Here is a 17,216-nt window from a genome sequence, read left to right on the forward strand (position 1 = left end):
CTCAAAAAGGATATTGGTTTATAGTAAAAATAGGATATTTTCAGATAACCGACATAATTCTTTCAAAATATACACACACCTTTGTAACAAGTCCCCCCTATTTAAAACGTATTTTCACTATAAACTGATTGTAGATAATGTAAAAAAGGAGTGAATATTCATTATGTCCGACGTTCTGTTACTGAGTCGTTTTCAATTTGCAATTACTATTTTTTATCATTTTTTATTTGTACCTTTGACAATCGGACTTGTTATTTTAGTAGCATGTATGGAAACTCAATACGCCCGCACATTGAATCCAACATACCGCAAAATGGCAAATTTCTGGGGTAAATTATTTACAATTAATTTCGTAATGGGGATTATAACCGGGATTACGATGGAATTCCAATTTGGAACAAACTGGTCTGAGTACTCCAAATATATGGGAGATATTTTCGGATCACCTCTCGCAATCGAAGCACTCGTTGCCTTCTTCTTAGAATCTACTTTCATGGGAATATGGTTATTCGGTAAAGACAAAATTTCACCAAAGTTCCGTGCCTTCTGTATGTGGATGGTTGCACTTGGAACAAATATTTCCGCCCTTTGGATTATTACAGCAAACGGCTTTATGCAAAACCCTGTTGGCTACGTCGTACGTAACGGCCGCGCTGAATTAAATGACTTCTGGGCACTCGTTACAAATCCATACGCTTGGAATATGTTCTTCCATACTGTAATTGGTTGCTATATTGTTGGTGCTTTCTTCGTTATGGCAATTAGTGCCTATCACTTATTACGTAAGAATGAAGTTGAATTCTTCAAAAAATCATTTAAGTTTGGCTTACTGTTAGGCTTATTCGCCGCAACAATTACACCGTTTATGGGACATCAATCTGGTGTATCAGCAGCTAAATATCAACCAGCTAAAGGTGCTGCGATGGAAGCTGTTTGGGAAACTGGAAAAGGACAAGGTTTCTCGATTGTTCAAATTCCTGATGTAAAAAACGAAAAGAACTTTGAATTCCTAACGATTCCAAAGTTAGGAAGCTTCTTCTATACAAATTCATTTGATGGCGAAATTGTTGGTTTAAAAGATATTCCGAAAGAAGATCGTCCAAATGTTAACCTCGTGTACTATAGCTTCCGCTTAATGGTTGCACTTGGTATGTTCTTTATGGCATTAACTTGGTATGGCTTCTATTTAAACCGAAAAGGAAAACTAGAAAACTCAAAACGTTACTTAAAAATTACAATATGGTCTGTTTTACTACCATATATCGCAATTAACGCTGGTTGGATTGTTGCCGAAGTAGGTCGTCAACCATGGACAGTTTATAAACTAATGCGTACCGCAGAATCTGTATCACCTATATCTGTTCCACAAATTTGGTTCTCATTAATTAGTTTAATCTTGTTCTACACTTTACTTTTAATCGCAGACGTATATTTAATGCTGAAGTTCGCAAAAAAAGGACCAGCAGCATTAGAAGAACCTGCTACTGAAGGAGGTGCAGCTCATGTCTCATGATATGCTTGCAATCATCTGGTTTGGTTTATGGGGCGTGATTTGGACAGTTTACTTTATTCTTGATGGGTATGCGCTTGGTAACGGAATGATTTTCCCTTTCGTTGCGAAAGACCGACAGGAACGAAATCAATTACAAGAAGCAATCGGCCCGTTCTGGGGTGGTAATGAAGTGTGGTTAATTACAGCTGGTGGCGCAACATTTGCTGCCTTCCCAGTCACATATGCAAATATGTTTAGCTACCTATATACACCACTATTTTTAGTATTACTTGCACTGTTTGCTCGTGCTGCTGGACTGGAATTCATGCATAAAGACGATTCACCAATTTGGCAAAAAACTTGTAAATGGGCATTTACAATTGGTAGTTTCCTAATTGCTTTCTTATTCGGAGTTACCTTCGCTAACCTTTATTATGGACTACAAATCGGAAAAAATGGCTATGAAGGAAATTTACTTAGCTTACTAAATCATTACGGTATTTTAGGAGGTCTGTTCTTCACTGCTATATTCGTCGTATCTGGTGCCCTTTGGGTTATGATTAAAACGACTGGTGAAGTATCTGATCGAGCTTATAAAATCGCAAGACCATTTTCAATGGCAGCTGCTATCATTTTAGCTATTTTCTATGTAGCTACTGCTAATCGTACAAACTTATTCCACAATTTCACAGAATATCCGGTACTATTCATTCTTCCGGTACTTGCCATGTTAATGAGTGTACTCGCACTTATTATGGTGTATAAACATAAAATCGGCCTTGCATTTACATTCGTTTGCTTAACAATCGCAATGTTTATGACAACTGGCTTTGCAGGCATGTTCCCAAGAATGTTACCATCTCGTATTAATGATGCTTATAGTACAACGTTATACAACGCAGCTGGTAGTCAATTAAACTTAAAAATTATGTTCTTCGTTGCAATGGTTATGGTGCCAATTGTTATTGGATATCAACTTTGGAGCTACAGTATCTTTAAAAATAAAATTCATAAAGATTCCGCTAAAGGGTATCACTAAGATGAAAAAAGACACTTCTTTTGAAGTGTCTTTTTTATACGTATGATTTTCGATAGGATGTTATATTTCAAATCTAACAACTATAATACAGAAGAATCATTAACAGCTCACAGCTAGATTGTAGCACAGGGCAAGTTCATCATTTTATGCAATTTTACATATTTCTCTATAAAGTAAATTGTATTCCCTGATCATTCACATCACTATCCCCTACATCTGCTGTACTAATCCCGCTAAATGTTTGTACTTTAATCCCTGTATTCGATGATCCCGATCCATTATAAGCTTTCGTTTTTTCAATCGGCTGGACGTTATATTTATCTCCTAAATTAATCGTTCCGTTACAGTTTTCAATAATAACCCCTTCCACAATTGACGGCATTTTGTCACCTACTTTCATTTCCTTACTTTCATTTTATGAAAAGCGCCTAAAAAAATAGCATGTTTCCATAAGAAAAAGCACTCAAACTGAGTGCTTTTTCTTATTTACCTTTTTTCTTTTTCTCACAAGCAATTCCATCGCCATCACGGTCTAAATGCTTACCATAATATGGACTATCTCTTGTAATGTCATAATATCCCGCATCGTTTGCTTCTTTACAATTAGCAAAACGTTTCGGATCTGGTTTTACTTCTGGCTTCACTTCTGGTTGTGGTTGTTTTGCTCCTGGTCTTTCTTCAAATGGTAACGTTGCATTATATAAGAACTGAACGTATTGCTCACGACTTACATGCATTTTAGGTGCGAATTTACCATCACCAGTTCCAGCCGTAATATAATTTGATTTAATTGCAGTAATCGCAGGATTCGCCCAACCATTTCTATCTACATCCGGGAAATTATGATCCCCTCTTATTTGCAATTGGAATCCCCTTGTCAAAATTTGTGCCATTTCTTCGCGAGTTAACGAATCTTTCGGTCTAAATTTCCCTGTGTTATCTCCAACGAACACACCCATCTCTGTTAAAGCAAGAATCTCTTTTTTAAACATAGTTGAACGATCCGTAACATCTTTATACGGATTGTTATACTGTTCTTTTACTACCGGTTTTAAATGACGGAACATAAGAGCTGCAACTTGTTCACGCGTTACATCATCACCAAATCCAAAAATCCCATTTCCGTATCCGGCAACAACGTTTTTATTTGCTAAATCCATAATTGCTTTATAAGACCAATGATTGTTTGGAACATCTTTAAAACCTACGCTTGCCTGCGCTGTTCCAATTGAAGTAAATGCTGTAGTTGCAACAAGTGCACCTGTTAAAATTAATTTTTTAAATCCCATACTTAAGTCTCCTTATCTTTTCCATAATAACCATTTAACAATATAACAAATTATTTAAATATAATTTGTCATATTCTGTCGAACACAAAAAAGAATCCAGCAGGATTCTTTTTTGCTAAGCATGAATGGCAATTTTGGAGACAGTTGACTTCTTCAAAAATTTATTAGGGGTAATATTTTGAAAAAGAAAGCCTTTCATATGTAGATTAACACTTCTGGAATATATAGTAAATTGATAATCTTTATACGGAAGATTGCTAATGTTTAGTATAGATAGTTTCCACTATGCAAACAGTAAAAACACTCTATACTAAACAACAAAAAGGCGCCTTCAGAGAAGACACCTTCATAAACAAACACTATAAAACAGAATTATTTATTGTTATACGATTGTTAGATACAAAAAGTAGAGGGAAATGTTTGTATTAAATTCTGCTTTATAAAGTCTGTCTATAACTTATATTTTAATCTTCTTCATTTAAAAATAAATATAATATGCATAATTACATACCTAAAAGAAAAGACACCCCATAGAGTGCCTCTTCAACCATTTTACTTTTAATATCTCGCCTTTTATACATTTTAACATATGTATTCATATATTTTATTGAGAAAATTCAAAATCCTTTTTCTTTCATTTCTAATTATAAAATCATGTAATATAAAAGATATGTCAAATTCTTATACAAATTGAGGTGTACTATATTTATGTCTTTCGGAATTATCCCTCTTATATTGTTTATTATTTTTCTTATCTCCTATCTAAAAGATCCACGAAAAATAATAAATGGGTTTTTATTTAATGCCTTTTTCTGTTTTTTCCTGCTTTTTTGTGTGATTATATCTGTGAATGCAAGTAGTGATGTCCTACGCTACATTATAATTTTACCTATTTTAGCACTTCTCATTATGCTTCCTTTCGGTTTTATTGCCTTAATGTTTGGATTATTTCTTAATGCAAGAATTTTAATGAAGCGAGAAGGACGTCGGTTCACTAACTGTTTAACACTCCTTGCTGCTTTAGGGATGTTATTCTTTATGTTACTCCCTATTATAAATCCAGCAAGTTTGGTCTCATCACATTTAGAGCCTATTTTTGCAGGTATTTCTCTTATAAGCGTATATTTCTTCATACACTTATCTAACTTCTTAAGCGCTTATTTTCTATATCAATTCAACAGACCAAGGCGTAATCAAGATTTCATCATCGTTCTTGGTAGCGGCTTAATTAATGATAAAGTACCACCTTTACTTGCAAGTCGTATTAATAAAGCAATCGACTTTTACTGGAAACAAGCAGCTGTGAATACACCACCAACAATCATTTTCTCTGGTGGCCAAGGTCCAGATGAAGGTCTTCCTGAAGCAGAAGCGATGCAAAAGTATGCTGTTGAAAAAGGAATTCCGATTGAACATACAGTGCAAGAAAATCGCTCTGTAAACACATATCAAAATATGTTGTTCTCTAAAGAAATTATGGATTCTTTAAAACCAGACGGTAAGTATAGAAGTATCTTTACAACGAATAATTTCCACCTTTTCCGCGCTGGTATATATGCAAGACAAGCTGGTCTTAATAGCCAAGGAATCGGATCAAAAACTGCATTTTATTACTGGCCTAATGCAATGATTCGCGAATATGTCGCAATCGTCGTTATGGGACGTAAGCGCCATATGAAAATATGTGGAACTATTTTAGGCTTCGCTTTATTCCTAACAGTAATTAGTTTTATTATTTCTTAATAGCTACAAAAAAAATGATCCTCTTTCATGAAAGAGGATCATTTTTTTAGTTAAACAATTAACATAAACGCATACAAGACATTAATAATTCCTGAAACGATTCCAACAATAGCAAACACTTTACTCGTACCCGTCACTTTTTTATTTAAACCTAATATAGAAAATACAATAGCTACCGTACCAACAAGCCCCCATAAATTAATAAACCAAGATATCAATCCCGTTATAAAGCCAACTAATGAAAAAACTCTATATCACTATTTGGATGACTGGCTATTACTTTTTCATAATTAAGACTCTCTCCACACTGTCCACAAAACTTATTCTCCTCGTTCGTTTCATTCCCACATTTCGTACAGTATCTCACAGAATCTCCTCCCTAATATGAACGCCCTAACTGTACATATTTATACTGTTCATTCTACTTTTTTATATCAGAATTATGCCCGCTCACTAATCATTTACAGGTGTATTTAAAATAATAATATGGTGATAATATTCCCTGCATACATCCATTAAAGGAGAATTTTTTCAAATTAAATGTTAAAATGAAATTTAGGTGTGAATTACGTAACAAATAAGAAACTAGTTTGAAACGAGGAAATTACATGGAGAAAATTATCAAAAACAAGCCCAATAAGCTAAAAATCGCTTCAAAAGCTTTGATGATTATTATTGGGGCATTTATCACAGCGTACGGATTAGAAGCAGTATTAATTCCAAATAACGTATCAGACGGTGGTGTAACTGGTTTAAGTATCGTTAGTTCAAGATTATTTGGATTGCCATTAGGAGCTCTAATCGCAGTTATTAACATTCCTTTCGTTTGGTTAGGGTATAAACAAATAGGTAAAAGCTTCGCAATTTATTCTATTATCGGGATTGCTTCATTAGCAATAGGTACCGTTGTCATGCACGGAATACCAGCTATTATTGAAGGCGATACATTATTAGTTACAGTTGTTGGTGGTATTATCATCGGTTTTGGTATGGGACTAGCATTACGTAACGGTGGAGCATTAGATGGAATCGATATGCTAGCTGTATTACTTTCTCGTAAGTTACCATTTGGAACGAGTGACCTTATTTTATTCTTAAACATGTTCGTATTTATTTTCGTATCAACAGTATTCGGCCTTCAAGGAGCTATCCTTTCGGCAATTGCTTACTTTATTGCTTCGAAAGTGATTCATATCGTTGAAGTTGGTTTAAGTGGTTCGAAAGCATTTAAAATCATTACAAAAGAGCCTGAATTAATGGTAGAAACAATTCGTGACCGTTTAGGCCGAAGTGCAACATATAACGAAGTATACGGTGGTTATTCAAGAGAGAAATTCAAAGAAATTTCTTGTGTAATTAACCGTTTAGAAGAAAGTAAAATGAAAGAACTTATTAATGAAATCGATCCACACGCCTTTATTACAGTTTATGACGTAGCAGAAGTAAAAGGCGGTAATTTCAAGAAACGTGATATTCATTAATCATTATGAATAAAGAGGGTGTGCTAACATTTTGGCACACCCTCTTCTTATACTACCGTTGTCAGTTTTTGTCGGTAAGTCGATATATTTCAATAATCGCTGATATATTTTTACTCGCTCCATCTTCCTCCCCGTTTAATCCACGCTACATACTTTTGAAAAGCCGTCACTTTATGTTGAAAGCGTAGCGGAACATATAGAAAAAGGGTACATGTACATAGTATCCATAGAATACCTACCACAAAGTGAAATTTCACCATTCTACTAATAAACAAGCTCAAGAATAATACGAGGAACATAATTACACTAAATCTTTTATACATAGTCATACTATTCCCTCCTTATGTCTTAATTGCACCAACTAAAAGGGATTTATTTCCACAACAAAAAAAAGACCGAAAAGCAAATTCCACTTTTCGGTCTCTACACTATCTTCTCTTCGTAATTTTCCCAGAACCACCGACCCTCGTTTTCGGAGGAGATGTATTCCTTGGCGGCGTTTTAATAGATGATTTCGGCTTCACATCTGATCCGCTCGAACCACCTGGTGTTTTCGTTATTTTCCCTTTGCTTCCAGTAGAAGGCGGAGGCGTGCTGCTTCCTTTTTTCGTAATACTTCCAGTATCTCCTACAGAAGATTTCGAATCTACATTATCGCCACGCTTAATGATAGATCCTTTCCCTTCCTTCGTAATTGGAGGTGGGGTTTTCTTTTCTTCTTTTGTAGGTGGTCTCTCTGGAATAACTGGTTTATGATTTTGTCTGTCATTATATCCGCGATAATCACCGGATGATGATTTTCGTGAACCGAATATATCGTTTAAAATACTTCCCATAATATATCCTTGCAAGAAGGATGGTTGGTAATTTTGACGGACAAACTCTTTATTACTTATTTCAATTAACGTATCAGATGGCTTCTCTTTATCCTTTTGCAGATTATAAATCTTATCAGAATAAACGAGGAACATTTGATTTTCGTCTTCTTTAGATGCTTGCTTCGGTTCTCTTTCATTAATGAGTTCCTTTGCGACTTCAGGAACTGACCGATTGGCGGCCCTATACACGTAAGATTCTTGTTTACCTTCTTTTGCGACAGATTCAAGTGGATAACGGTCTTGAATCGACTTTGTCTGTCCGCCCTGACAACCTGATAAGGCATATCCAGCAACAACAAGTAATATAACGATAGCAAGTATAGGGATCACGAACGATTTAATCATGGTAAACAATCGGTTTGACATGATTACGCCCCCTTACGTTGCTCTTATAATTTGTACATCAGCAGGAATAATTGCTTCTCCCTCATACATCATTGTGCGACCATTTTGCCATTCAATACGCAATAATTTTCGATTATCTGATTGGAATTCCCATACATGCTGTTCTTCTGAAGCAGAGAATGGTGTTTTCCCCATCACAACAACACGTCCGTTATATTGCTCTTCCATATGGTACTCTGTATCATCCATTTCAATTGTCGTCGGAATTTCATCAATCGAATCTAACCGACCATCAATTGGTGTATATAATTTGTAATACGTATTTTCACGGTCTTCAATTTTTAAATAACGAATATCTTTCCCGTCTTGCAGTGTTAAAACAATTTCTTTACGAGAATGCATACTCGTTTTTCCAGTTAATTCGTACATAATTAATGAAACTTCGATCATATCACCAGGAGCTAACGTTAATAAACTTTTCTCTGGTTTCGGCGGCTCTGGACTCTTCATTATATTTTTAATCCGTTTAAATAAACTCATGACCTACACCTCCTTCTCTCTTTATAAACAAGCACCTAAAATAAGTGCACCAACGATATGTAATGATCCGGCCAACATCGCATGTGCAACACTGCCTTCTTTCGTACCTTCTTCTAAATCTAAACCAGCCATTTTCCTTAACACAAATTCAATAAACATTTCTACTACTAACAAAATAACGAAAGAAACTGCTGATGCAAGTAGCGCTTGCCATAAGTCATTTGCTTTCGTAATCGATTGAGATAGGATGTATCCTTGCGCAAATAATTTCATAACGAAACGAGTTGTTACAGCTGTATTCCCATTTTTTATTTCTTTTAAATCATTGTATTTTGTAAAAATCGAATCAACCCACATAATTGCAAATAAAAGTACTGCACTTGCTCCAGTCCATACAAGCATGGCTAATACATTTGTCCATGTCATTGCAAAACCTCCTCTAAATATAATAGAAAACCGACATGAATTTGTTTAGACATGTCGGTTCATTTGTCTCTATTCTATATTATTTCTCATACTGCTTCATAATACGAGCTAATTCATCGTCAACAGCAGAATTTTTGTTTAAGCTTGCGAATTCATCATCTAATGATTTTTCTTTTTTATACACTTCACCGCTTGCTTCTGCTTCAGCCTCTAATTGAAGAGCTTTCTCTTCCATACGGCTTAAACCAGCTTTCGCTGAATTTGAATCAAATCCAGACATTGCCTGATTAATATTCTTTTGTGCTTTCGCCGCATTTACACGTGCTACAAGTGTTTCACGTTTATTTTTCAGCTCTGTTAATTGCTTACGCATTTCTTCTAGCTTCAGGCGAAGATTATCAGCAGCAGCTTTGTTTTGCTCATAGCTTGCTTTATACTCATTCATCTTTTGCTCTGCATTTTGTTTTTCTTCAAGAGCACGACGCGCAAGGTCAAGATTGCTTGCTTGAACAGCCATATGAGCTTGCTCTTCACGTTTTTTCACAAGTGCTTCTTGCTCTTCAAATAATATTTTGAATTTCTTCTCAAGTGCAATTTGAGCTGCTACACTTTTCTCAGCTTCTTGTACATCCGCTTGCATATCGCGTAAATATTGATCCGTCATCTTAACTGGATCTTCCGCTTTTTCAATTATTGAATACACATTTGACATTGTTAAATCTCTTAATCGTTTAAATACAGACATCCAAATTCCTCCTATGATATACCTCATATTTCAAATTTACTACTTGGAAAACTGAAAAATCTCCCTTTACAGTAAAGAATAGTCATTTTTACAGCCTATGTGTTTATTATAACAAAACAAAGATGTACTTACATGTTATTTCCAAAATACATCCATTATAATATGACATTCTAGATGCAATATTGTATTTCTAATATATTCTCATTATCTCCCTTTAAAATTAACTTACTTTTTTGCGATTTCACTAAATTACAGAAGTGTAATATTACTGTAAGCTAACTCGATAGTTACGTTTCCATATTTCTTATACACTAATACCAGAAGCAGCAAACAAGCTTCTCATCATTTCAGAACTAATACAAAAATGTATTTACTATAAAACATATAAAAGGAGAAATCATCATGAAAAAATTAGTAGGAATCGGATTAGCAGCAGCAATTTCATTCGGAGCATTATCAGGTTGTTCTTTATTAGGAGAAAAAGCGAACGGCTTTGTACTGTACGGATCAGAAGAGCAAGTTCAGCAAATTACAGATAAAAACAAAAAAGAAGTGAAAGAAAAAGACTTCTATAAAATGAAAATGACAACATTAGAAGGTAAAAAAGTTCTTGTCATGGATAAGAAAACTGGTGAAGAACTAGTGAAGAAAGAATTACTTAGCAAAGTGGATGCAAAAGACGATACGAAACCACTTGATAAATTACCGGCTGTAACAGCAGAACAAGGTGTATTATTCGCAAAAGAAAAAATAGAAAATGCTACAATTGATGGCGCAAAATTAAAATATGAAGGCAATACAATTATCGGAAGTGGCCGTGCATATGCAGATATGTTCGCGATTGTTGATGATGCAACTTACGGAAATGTAAAAGGTGATGAAAAATCTGTTGGGGTATTAAAATTCGATAAAGACCCTAGTAAAGAATTCCCTGGAAAGAATGGTGTAGAATCATCACAACTTGTAAAAATTAAAAAGTAATAAAAAAGCTTTGCGAAATTCGCAAAGCTTTTTTCTATTTATTATGAGCAATTTTCTCCATATCCGGACTACAAGTTTGCGACTCGCATGATTTATTTAAAGAACATGCGGCGCATTTTCCCTTTTTACTTCTCTTTACAAAATGAACTAACGTATATGCTGCATAACCAAAAATGATAGCTCCAATTATAATATTGACCATCATTATACATCTCCTTTTAGAATCCGAGTAAAGATCCAACTTGGTATATAGTAAGCGTTAATACATAAGCAACTACGAGCGGATAAGCGACTGAGAAAATCGTCCATTTCGCTGATCCAGTTTCACGTTTAATAACAGCCACCGTCGCTAAACACGGAACATATAATAAAATAAAGAACATAAATGCATAAGCTGATAACGCAGTATAATGTGCTCCCATTACATTGCCAAGCACATCTTCTTTCACCGCATAAATAATTGCCATTGTAGAAACAACAACTTCCTTCGCTAAAAATCCTGTTAAAAGAGATGCCGCAGCTTGCCACGTTCCAAAACCGAGCGGGGCAAATAATGGTGCGATAAATCCGCCAATCATCGCTAAATAACTGTCTCCCATATCAACACCAAATCCTGATGGACCTGCATAATTTAATAGCCAAATGACAACAGAACCACCGAAGATAAATGTACCTGCTTTACGAACAAATCCTTTCCCTTTCTCCCAAGTACTTAGCCATAACGTTTTCGCTTGCGGTACGCGGTAAGGCGGTAGTTCAATAACGAAAATAGACTTCTCCGCTTTTAAAATTGTAAGAGACATAATCTTTGTAACTAATAACGCAAGGACTATCCCTGCAACATATAAAGAAAACACAACAGTTGCCTGACTATGAGGGAAGAATACGCCCGCAAATAACGCATATACAGGTAAACGTGCTGAACAAGACATAAATGGTGTTACAAGAACTGTAAGTAAACGTTCTTTCTCTTGTTCAATCGTTCTCGCTGCCATAATACCTGGAACGTTACATCCAAAACCAATAATCATCGGAATGAACGCTTTTCCGTTTAAACCGAAGAATTCCATAATTCTATCCATAACAACTGCAATTCGCGCCATATATCCTGAGTCTTCTAATAATGAAATGAAAAAGAATAGTGCAAAGATTTGTGGAACGAATACTAATACAGCACCAACACCGGCAATAATGCCTTCTGTAACGAGCGCTTGAATAAAATCAGAAGCTCCGACACTCGTGAGCCCAGCCGTCACCCAATCCGTAAGCTGTCCACCAAAAAACTCATCTAACATATCAGATAACGGTGTACCAATCCACGTAAACGTAACCTGAAAAATAAAAAACATAACTGCTAAAAAGATTGGAAGTCCTAAAACTTTATGTGTAATTAACCTATCAATTTTTTCCGAAAAAGGAATTTTTCCTTCTTTCTCATGCTTCATAACATTTGTTTTTAACTTTTCAATATACGCTTCACGAGTTTTGTAAATATGCTCCTCCAACGTACAATCAAGTTTTCCCTCTAAGCGAGATCGAATGGCTATAAGCTCCTTATAAATTGGTAATGCTTTCATTTCTTTTTCTACTACTTCGTTATTACTTAAAAATTGAAGCGCTAACCATCTCGGATGCTCGTAATTCTCTTTTTCTAAAAGAGAAATTGCTTCTCCAATTCCTTCATCCAGTTGTACACCATATGAAATAATGAATGGCTTTTTCTCACTTTTGTCATTTTCTTTAAGAGTCGCAAGTAGTTCTTCACAGCCTTTTCCGCTTCTTGCAACGACAGGAACGACTGTTACACCTAATAGTTCTGATAACCTTTTTACATCAATTACAATTCCTCTTTGCTTCGCCACATCAACCATATTTAAACCAATTGAAACCGGCTTACCAAATTCAAGTAACTGCAACGTTAAATGCATATTTCGTTCAAATTGCGAGGAATCCACAATATTTAACATATGCTGAAATTCTTCTGTTAGTAGAAAGTTTGTTACAACACCCTCATCACGCGAAACTGGGTTCAAATCATATACGCCTGGTAAATCGATTAATGTCCCTTGTCTATCTTTTAATTTACCAACCTTTTTTTCTACTGTTACACCGCTCCAGTTTCCTACGTATTCATAAGAACCAGTAAGTGCATTAAATAATGATGTCTTCCCTGTATTTGGATTCCCTAGCAAAGCTACCTTATTCACGCTAATTCCACCTTTATCATTTTCGCGTCACAATGACGAATACTAATTAACTGTCCACGACACTCCAATGTACAAGGACCTTTGAACATCGCTTTCTGCTTCATGCGAAGTTCGCTTCCTTCAGAAAGACCAAAAGCCGCCAATCTTCTCTTTAGTAAATGATCTAAAGACTGAACGCTTTTTACTAACACTTTCTCACCGATTTTAATATCTACTAAGCTCATAACCTTCCCCCTCAAAAGAGAATGATAATTATTTTCAGAGAAATTATAGCACACTCTATTTCTCTTGTACTATACCCTTTTGCTTCATATTTATTAACATTTTGCTACAATTCTATTTCAATCATTGTCATAACAGATTCGTTTGCCATTCTCATCCATTTCGCTTACAATAAACAATAGCAAATAAAGAATCTCGTTATCACAGGGGGAGCCTTACCGCTGAGAGGGAACACTTCGTTCCGACCCTTAGAACCTGTTAGTTAATGCTAACGCAGGGATTGTGCAAACGTCCGAAATACATACCTCTTTTTTATTTACGTATTTCGTATCCTCCTATGATATCTATTCTTTTTTGTACAACTTGAATTTAGGGGGAGACAACATGCGTAACACCAATTTACAAGCGATGATTGAATCTGCTATTCTTGCAGCCTTCGCCATGGTCATCGACATTTTACCATTATCAATTAAACTTCCAACAGGCGGTTCCATCTCATTTGCTATGATTCCTATTTTTATTATCGCATACCGCTGGGGCTTCAAAATGGCTTTCTTAGGAGGCTTAATTTGGGGATTATTACAAATTGTAGTCGGAGATGCCATTATCGTCACACCAATTCAAGTACTCATTGAATACTTCGTTGCTTTCGCATTCATTGGATTTGCTGGTTTATTCTATCGTCCTATTCAAAAGGCACTTTTAACAACCAATGAAAATAGTGAAGAACAATCCAATTTAGGTAGCCGTAAAGACAAACCTTCTTCAAAACAGAACGAAGGAAAGAAAGTTCTTGGTTACATTATTGTTGCTACATTTATTGGTAGCTTTGCTCGCTACTTCTGTCACTTTATTGCTGGTATTATTTTCTGGGGACAATATGCACCGAAAGGTCAATCCGCTGTGCTTTATTCATTAATCGTAAACGGTAGCGTAATGATTGGTTCCTACATTCTATGTACCGTTTTACTTATATTTTTATTCCTTACTTCACCACGCTTATTCAAGAGCATCAATGCTTATCAAATAAATGCAAACAAAAAGAGCGCTTCATGAGCGCTCTTTTTTTCATATCGTAATATCAATTAAAAAAACAATAAATGCACAAAAGAAAATAAATACCATTATACTTAGCCAATTGCTATGCACGGTTCATCGACTCCTTACATAACCTCATTTTCTAACACGATTATATCGCTTGAAAATAAAGATTAGGTAAAGATAATATGAAAATAACTTAAAAAAGCGTAGATCATATTGTCTACGCTTTTTTCGGTAAATAGAAGTAAAATAATACACCATCTTCTGTATTCTTTACTCCATATTCAGCATCATGCAGTTCTAAAATATTCTTCGAAATAGCAAGCCCAAGACCTGTTCCACCTTGCGAACGCTGACGAGCTGCATCCACGCGATAAAAACGATCCCAAATTTTATCTAATTGTTCTTCTTCAATGTGAGTACCTTTATTTTCAATACATACTTTTATACGACCTTTCTCATCTATTGTAGAAATAATAATATCTTCTTTATTTGGTGTATAACGTATGGCATTCGTAATGAAATTTACGATGACTTGTTCAATCCGGCCTTGATTTGCCATCACTTCAAATGGACCTATATTTTTATGAACACAAAGTTCTTTTTTCTCTATTTCTACAGACAGATGTTCACATATATCTTCAATTACTGTATCAATATAAAATAAATCCATTTTCATTTTATATGTACCTGACTCAAATTTAGCTAACTCAAGCATATCCAAAATTAACGTATCCATTTTATCTACTTCTCGTTCCATTGCCTGAAAATAGTACTCTTTTTTATGCTCAGCTACCCCGTCTTTTAAAATAGAAATACAGCTTTTCATAATACTTAGCGGTGTTTTTAATTCATGTGAAACACCAGAAATGAATTCTTTTCGCGTTTTTTCTAACTTTCTTTCCTTTTCAATATCTTCTTCTAACTGTCCAATATGCGAATGGAGTTTATTCGATAGCACATTAATATTTTTCGATAAATCCCCAATTTCATCTTTTGAAGTAATCGGTATTCTTTCTGTAAAATCTAATTTTGCTATTTTCTTCGTCGTATCATTTATTTTTAATAACGGTTTTGCAATTTGTTTTGAATAATAAAACGAAGCTAAAAAAATAAGAACGACTACAAATGCAATGATATAGATGTAGTAATCTTGCACCATTTGTACAGCTTCATCTACGGGCTGTAAAGAAGCCATCGCATAAATATATGTTACTGATCCGTCTTTTTCTTTTATTGGTTTGATTAATAATTTATATTTAATATCATTTTTTTCATAGTCCATTGTTTGTGTTGCATACTGTATGTGCTTGCTCTCTTTTAATAATAAATCTGTTTGAAATTCTTTTATGTTATCTAAGAATATACTATTTTTATAAATTGGATTTACAAGACCTTTTACATCTGGAAACTGTACTTTCGTAACAACCCCACCTATGTAAGCATCTGGTTCTTGGGCAGCTTGCTCCTGAACAGCCGGCTTCTTTTCCTTACCTACTTGTTCCTCAGCTGCTTTCTTTTTCTCCTCATCTAATTTACTCATTTTCTCCTTAAATGCTTTTTCTAACGGTTTATTAGATCCGCTTAAAGTCTTCTTAGATAACGAGAAAGAGAATGGAATAAAACTATCTTCTTTTTTCACGCCAGAAAAAGAAATTCCTTGGCCTAGAAACTGATCTGATGATTTATTATCAATCTCTTCTATATTGACGAGATTGTATAAAGGAATTTTGAATATTTGTTGTCCAAAGCTCTTTTGTTGCCTACGATCTATCGTTACCTCAAAATAAAAATCATCTGCATGCTTTAAATTCCCGTTCTGATCTAATGTCGTAATCCACGTATTATTTTCTCTTAAAAAGTCTTGCTCCAGCTTCTGAATTCCTTCTGCACTTCCTGCATAGTTCAAATAATTCTTTTCGAAGGAATTTAAATTCACTTTAATATCTTCCACTTTTCGATTCGCATAATATTGTTTAAAAAATATCGTTTGTCCAATAAATATCGTCGCTAAAATTAACATACATAATGCTGTTGTGAGGGTAAATAATTTTAGTACAATCCCTTTTCTCATACATTCCCCTCAAATTTATAACCTGTTCGCACTACAGTTGTAATGTACTTTGCTTTCTCTCCCAATTTGTTTCTCAAATTACGAATATGGCTATTAACCGTTCGATCATCACCAGCAAATTCATATCCCCAAATTCTTGAAATCAATTGTTCTCTCGTTAAAACGATTCCTTGATTTTTCATGAAATACGCTAATATTTCAAATTCTGTATGTGTTAAATTAATGTCTGTTCTATTTACTGTAACAGTGCGCGACGGAAAATGAACGTGAATACCGTGGATTGATAATGTATCATCTTCATTCTCTAAGAGTTGCTTTGTCACTTTTCTACTTTCTAACAACCTTTTCGCTCTTGCTAATAAAATGGGCGGACTATATGGCTTCGTCACATAGTCATCTGCCCCGAGTTCAAAACCAAGTAACGTATCATCTTCATCTACACGTGCCGTTAGCATAATAATCGGAACCTCGGATGCCTTACGGATTCTTCGGCAAACGGACCACCCATCAAGTTCCGGCAACATAATATCAAGAATAACTAAATCAACCTCTTCTTCCTCAAATACAACTAAAGCTTCCTTCCCATCTCTTGCTTCAAACACCATATATTTCTCACTTAAAAAATAGTCTTTCAATATTTCACGTAATATATCTTCATCTTCAACAATTAAAATGTTTTTTGCCATAACTTATGTATCCCCCTCCCGCTTTTA

General features: G+C 34.9%; 18 protein-coding genes, 1 pseudogene and 1 riboswitch. Of the genes and pseudogenes, 6 read left to right on the forward strand and 13 right to left on the reverse strand.

The window, feature by feature from the left end:
• The first annotated feature begins 163 nt into the window (after window positions 1–163).
• Together cydA and cydB are read left to right on the forward strand one after the other, a co-directional pair.
• Window positions 164–1,513: a cytochrome ubiquinol oxidase subunit I gene (cydA, locus tag V7S50_RS08675; RefSeq protein WP_063223643.1), complete on the forward strand. Its 1,350-nt coding sequence runs from the start codon at window positions 164–166 to the stop codon at window positions 1,511–1,513.
• A complete protein-coding gene (gene cydB, locus V7S50_RS08680) occupies window positions 1,503–2,531 on the forward strand; it encodes a cytochrome d ubiquinol oxidase subunit II (RefSeq protein WP_063223644.1) in 1,029 nt (342 codons plus the stop codon). Before cydA ends, cydB begins: the two co-directional genes overlap by 11 nt.
• Before the next feature lie 166 nt (window positions 2,532–2,697).
• Here the strand turns inward: cydB and V7S50_RS08685 are convergent, their stop codons facing one another.
• Together V7S50_RS08685 and V7S50_RS08690 are read right to left on the reverse strand one after the other, a co-directional pair.
• On the reverse strand, window positions 2,698–2,931 hold the full coding sequence (locus V7S50_RS08685; protein WP_277930088.1) for a spore germination protein: 234 nt from the start codon (window positions 2,929–2,931) through the stop codon (window positions 2,698–2,700).
• Window positions 2,932–3,013: 82 nt separating this feature from the next.
• Window positions 3,014–3,820 carry an S-layer homology domain-containing protein gene (locus V7S50_RS08690; RefSeq protein WP_242252370.1) on the reverse strand — a complete coding sequence of 269 codons (807 nt, stop codon included), beginning with the start codon at window positions 3,818–3,820 and terminating at the stop codon, window positions 3,014–3,016.
• 708 nt (window positions 3,821–4,528) lie between these two features.
• Here V7S50_RS08690 and V7S50_RS08695 point away from each other — a divergent pair.
• Window positions 4,529–5,563 carry a YdcF family protein gene (locus V7S50_RS08695; protein ID WP_242252369.1) on the forward strand — a complete coding sequence of 345 codons (1,035 nt, stop codon included), beginning with the start codon at window positions 4,529–4,531 and terminating at the stop codon, window positions 5,561–5,563.
• A gap of 50 nt (window positions 5,564–5,613) precedes the next feature.
• Here V7S50_RS08695 and V7S50_RS08700 read toward each other — a convergent pair.
• Window positions 5,614–5,930, reverse strand: a pseudogene (locus V7S50_RS08700) (zinc-ribbon domain-containing protein).
• A gap of 241 nt (window positions 5,931–6,171) precedes the next feature.
• On the opposite strand from V7S50_RS08700, the gene V7S50_RS08705 reads away from it, so the two are divergent.
• Window positions 6,172–7,044: a YitT family protein gene (locus V7S50_RS08705; protein ID WP_000411240.1), complete on the forward strand. Its 873-nt coding sequence runs from the start codon at window positions 6,172–6,174 to the stop codon at window positions 7,042–7,044.
• A gap of 110 nt (window positions 7,045–7,154) precedes the next feature.
• Here the strand turns inward: V7S50_RS08705 and V7S50_RS08710 are convergent, their stop codons facing one another.
• The 5 genes from V7S50_RS08710 to V7S50_RS08730 all read right to left on the reverse strand — a co-directional run bounded on the left by V7S50_RS08710 (window position 7,155) and on the right by V7S50_RS08730 (window position 9,978).
• Window positions 7,155–7,373, reverse strand: a complete 219-nt coding sequence (locus tag V7S50_RS08710) for a hypothetical protein (RefSeq protein ID WP_242252364.1) — start codon at window positions 7,371–7,373, stop codon at window positions 7,155–7,157.
• Window positions 7,374–7,472: 99 nt separating this feature from the next.
• Window positions 7,473–8,288: a DUF4247 domain-containing protein gene (locus V7S50_RS08715; RefSeq protein ID WP_063223650.1), complete on the reverse strand. Its 816-nt coding sequence runs from the start codon at window positions 8,286–8,288 to the stop codon at window positions 7,473–7,475.
• Between the two features lie 12 nt (window positions 8,289–8,300).
• Window positions 8,301–8,807, reverse strand: a complete 507-nt coding sequence (locus V7S50_RS08720) for a DUF4178 domain-containing protein (RefSeq protein ID WP_060632659.1) — start codon at window positions 8,805–8,807, stop codon at window positions 8,301–8,303.
• Window positions 8,808–8,828: 21 nt separating this feature from the next.
• The gene (locus V7S50_RS08725) at window positions 8,829–9,233 is read right to left on the reverse strand and encodes a DUF350 domain-containing protein (protein WP_002067791.1); all 405 of its coding nucleotides are present in this window, start codon (window positions 9,231–9,233) and stop codon (window positions 8,829–8,831) included.
• Between the two features lie 79 nt (window positions 9,234–9,312).
• On the reverse strand, window positions 9,313–9,978 hold the full coding sequence (locus tag V7S50_RS08730; protein ID WP_000110279.1) for a PspA/IM30 family protein: 666 nt from the start codon (window positions 9,976–9,978) through the stop codon (window positions 9,313–9,315).
• A gap of 402 nt (window positions 9,979–10,380) precedes the next feature.
• On the opposite strand from V7S50_RS08730, the gene V7S50_RS08735 reads away from it, so the two are divergent.
• Window positions 10,381–10,959, forward strand: coding sequence for a lipoprotein BA_5634 family protein (locus tag V7S50_RS08735; RefSeq protein ID WP_242252363.1), 579 nt, complete (start codon window positions 10,381–10,383; stop codon window positions 10,957–10,959).
• 34 nt (window positions 10,960–10,993) lie between these two features.
• Here the strand turns inward: V7S50_RS08735 and V7S50_RS08740 are convergent, their stop codons facing one another.
• From V7S50_RS08740 to V7S50_RS08750, 3 genes are read right to left on the reverse strand one after another with little or no spacing between them, the layout of a single operon-like run.
• Window positions 10,994–11,164, reverse strand: a complete 171-nt coding sequence (locus V7S50_RS08740; RefSeq protein WP_242252361.1) for a FeoB-associated Cys-rich membrane protein — start codon at window positions 11,162–11,164, stop codon at window positions 10,994–10,996.
• A gap of 13 nt (window positions 11,165–11,177) precedes the next feature.
• A complete protein-coding gene (gene feoB / locus V7S50_RS08745; protein ID WP_242252360.1) occupies window positions 11,178–13,166 on the reverse strand; it encodes a ferrous iron transport protein B in 1,989 nt (662 codons plus the stop codon).
• Window positions 13,163–13,390 carry a FeoA family protein gene (locus V7S50_RS08750; protein ID WP_000060518.1) on the reverse strand — a complete coding sequence of 76 codons (228 nt, stop codon included), beginning with the start codon at window positions 13,388–13,390 and terminating at the stop codon, window positions 13,163–13,165. Before V7S50_RS08750 ends, feoB begins: the two co-directional genes overlap by 4 nt.
• 194 nt (window positions 13,391–13,584) lie before the next feature.
• A riboswitch (TPP riboswitch) is annotated at window positions 13,585–13,686 on the forward strand.
• 86 nt (window positions 13,687–13,772) lie between these two features.
• Here V7S50_RS08750 and thiT point away from each other — a divergent pair.
• On the forward strand, window positions 13,773–14,444 hold the full coding sequence (thiT, locus tag V7S50_RS08755; RefSeq protein ID WP_063223654.1) for an energy-coupled thiamine transporter ThiT: 672 nt from the start codon (window positions 13,773–13,775) through the stop codon (window positions 14,442–14,444).
• Between the two features lie 205 nt (window positions 14,445–14,649).
• Here thiT and V7S50_RS08760 read toward each other — a convergent pair whose 3' ends face one another.
• Together V7S50_RS08760 and V7S50_RS08765 are read right to left on the reverse strand one after the other, a co-directional pair.
• The gene (locus V7S50_RS08760) at window positions 14,650–16,503 is read right to left on the reverse strand and encodes a sensor histidine kinase (RefSeq protein WP_242252359.1); all 1,854 of its coding nucleotides are present in this window, start codon (window positions 16,501–16,503) and stop codon (window positions 14,650–14,652) included.
• A complete protein-coding gene (locus V7S50_RS08765; RefSeq protein ID WP_242252358.1) occupies window positions 16,500–17,189 on the reverse strand; it encodes a response regulator transcription factor in 690 nt (229 codons plus the stop codon). Before V7S50_RS08765 ends, V7S50_RS08760 begins: the two co-directional genes overlap by 4 nt.
• Between the last annotated feature and the right edge of the window lie 27 nt (window positions 17,190–17,216).

It is taken from the genome of Bacillus sp. CCNWLW194 (genome assembly GCF_037120585.1).
GTDB lineage: Bacteria > Bacillota > Bacilli > Bacillales > Bacillaceae_G > Bacillus_A > Bacillus_A basilensis.

Excerpts from the sequence above, each read along its gene's own strand:
- cydA (WP_063223643.1), top strand. The coding sequence starts at position 164 with ATGTCCGACGTTCTGTTACTGAGTCGTTTTCAATTTGCAATTACTATT.
- cydB (WP_063223644.1), top strand. The coding sequence starts at position 1,503 with ATGTCTCATGATATGCTTGCAATCATCTGGTTTGGTTTATGGGGCGTG.
- V7S50_RS08685 (WP_277930088.1), bottom strand. The coding sequence starts at position 2,931 with ATGAAAGTAGGTGACAAAATGCCGTCAATTGTGGAAGGGGTTATTATT.
- V7S50_RS08690 (WP_242252370.1), bottom strand. The coding sequence starts at position 3,820 with ATGGGATTTAAAAAATTAATTTTAACAGGTGCACTTGTTGCAACTACA.
- V7S50_RS08695 (WP_242252369.1), top strand. The coding sequence starts at position 4,529 with ATGTCTTTCGGAATTATCCCTCTTATATTGTTTATTATTTTTCTTATC.
- V7S50_RS08705 (WP_000411240.1), top strand. The coding sequence starts at position 6,172 with ATGGAGAAAATTATCAAAAACAAGCCCAATAAGCTAAAAATCGCTTCA.
- V7S50_RS08710 (WP_242252364.1), bottom strand. The coding sequence starts at position 7,373 with ATGACTATGTATAAAAGATTTAGTGTAATTATGTTCCTCGTATTATTC.
- V7S50_RS08715 (WP_063223650.1), bottom strand. The coding sequence starts at position 8,288 with ATGTCAAACCGATTGTTTACCATGATTAAATCGTTCGTGATCCCTATA.
- V7S50_RS08720 (WP_060632659.1), bottom strand. The coding sequence starts at position 8,807 with ATGAGTTTATTTAAACGGATTAAAAATATAATGAAGAGTCCAGAGCCG.
- V7S50_RS08725 (WP_002067791.1), bottom strand. The coding sequence starts at position 9,233 with ATGACATGGACAAATGTATTAGCCATGCTTGTATGGACTGGAGCAAGT.
- V7S50_RS08730 (WP_000110279.1), bottom strand. The coding sequence starts at position 9,978 with ATGTCTGTATTTAAACGATTAAGAGATTTAACAATGTCAAATGTGTAT.
- V7S50_RS08735 (WP_242252363.1), top strand. The coding sequence starts at position 10,381 with ATGAAAAAATTAGTAGGAATCGGATTAGCAGCAGCAATTTCATTCGGA.
- V7S50_RS08740 (WP_242252361.1), bottom strand. The coding sequence starts at position 11,164 with ATGATGGTCAATATTATAATTGGAGCTATCATTTTTGGTTATGCAGCA.
- V7S50_RS08750 (WP_000060518.1), bottom strand. The coding sequence starts at position 13,390 with ATGAGCTTAGTAGATATTAAAATCGGTGAGAAAGTGTTAGTAAAAAGC.
- thiT (WP_063223654.1), top strand. The coding sequence starts at position 13,773 with ATGCGTAACACCAATTTACAAGCGATGATTGAATCTGCTATTCTTGCA.
- V7S50_RS08760 (WP_242252359.1), bottom strand. The coding sequence starts at position 16,503 with ATGAGAAAAGGGATTGTACTAAAATTATTTACCCTCACAACAGCATTA.
- V7S50_RS08765 (WP_242252358.1), bottom strand. The coding sequence starts at position 17,189 with ATGGCAAAAAACATTTTAATTGTTGAAGATGAAGATATATTACGTGAA.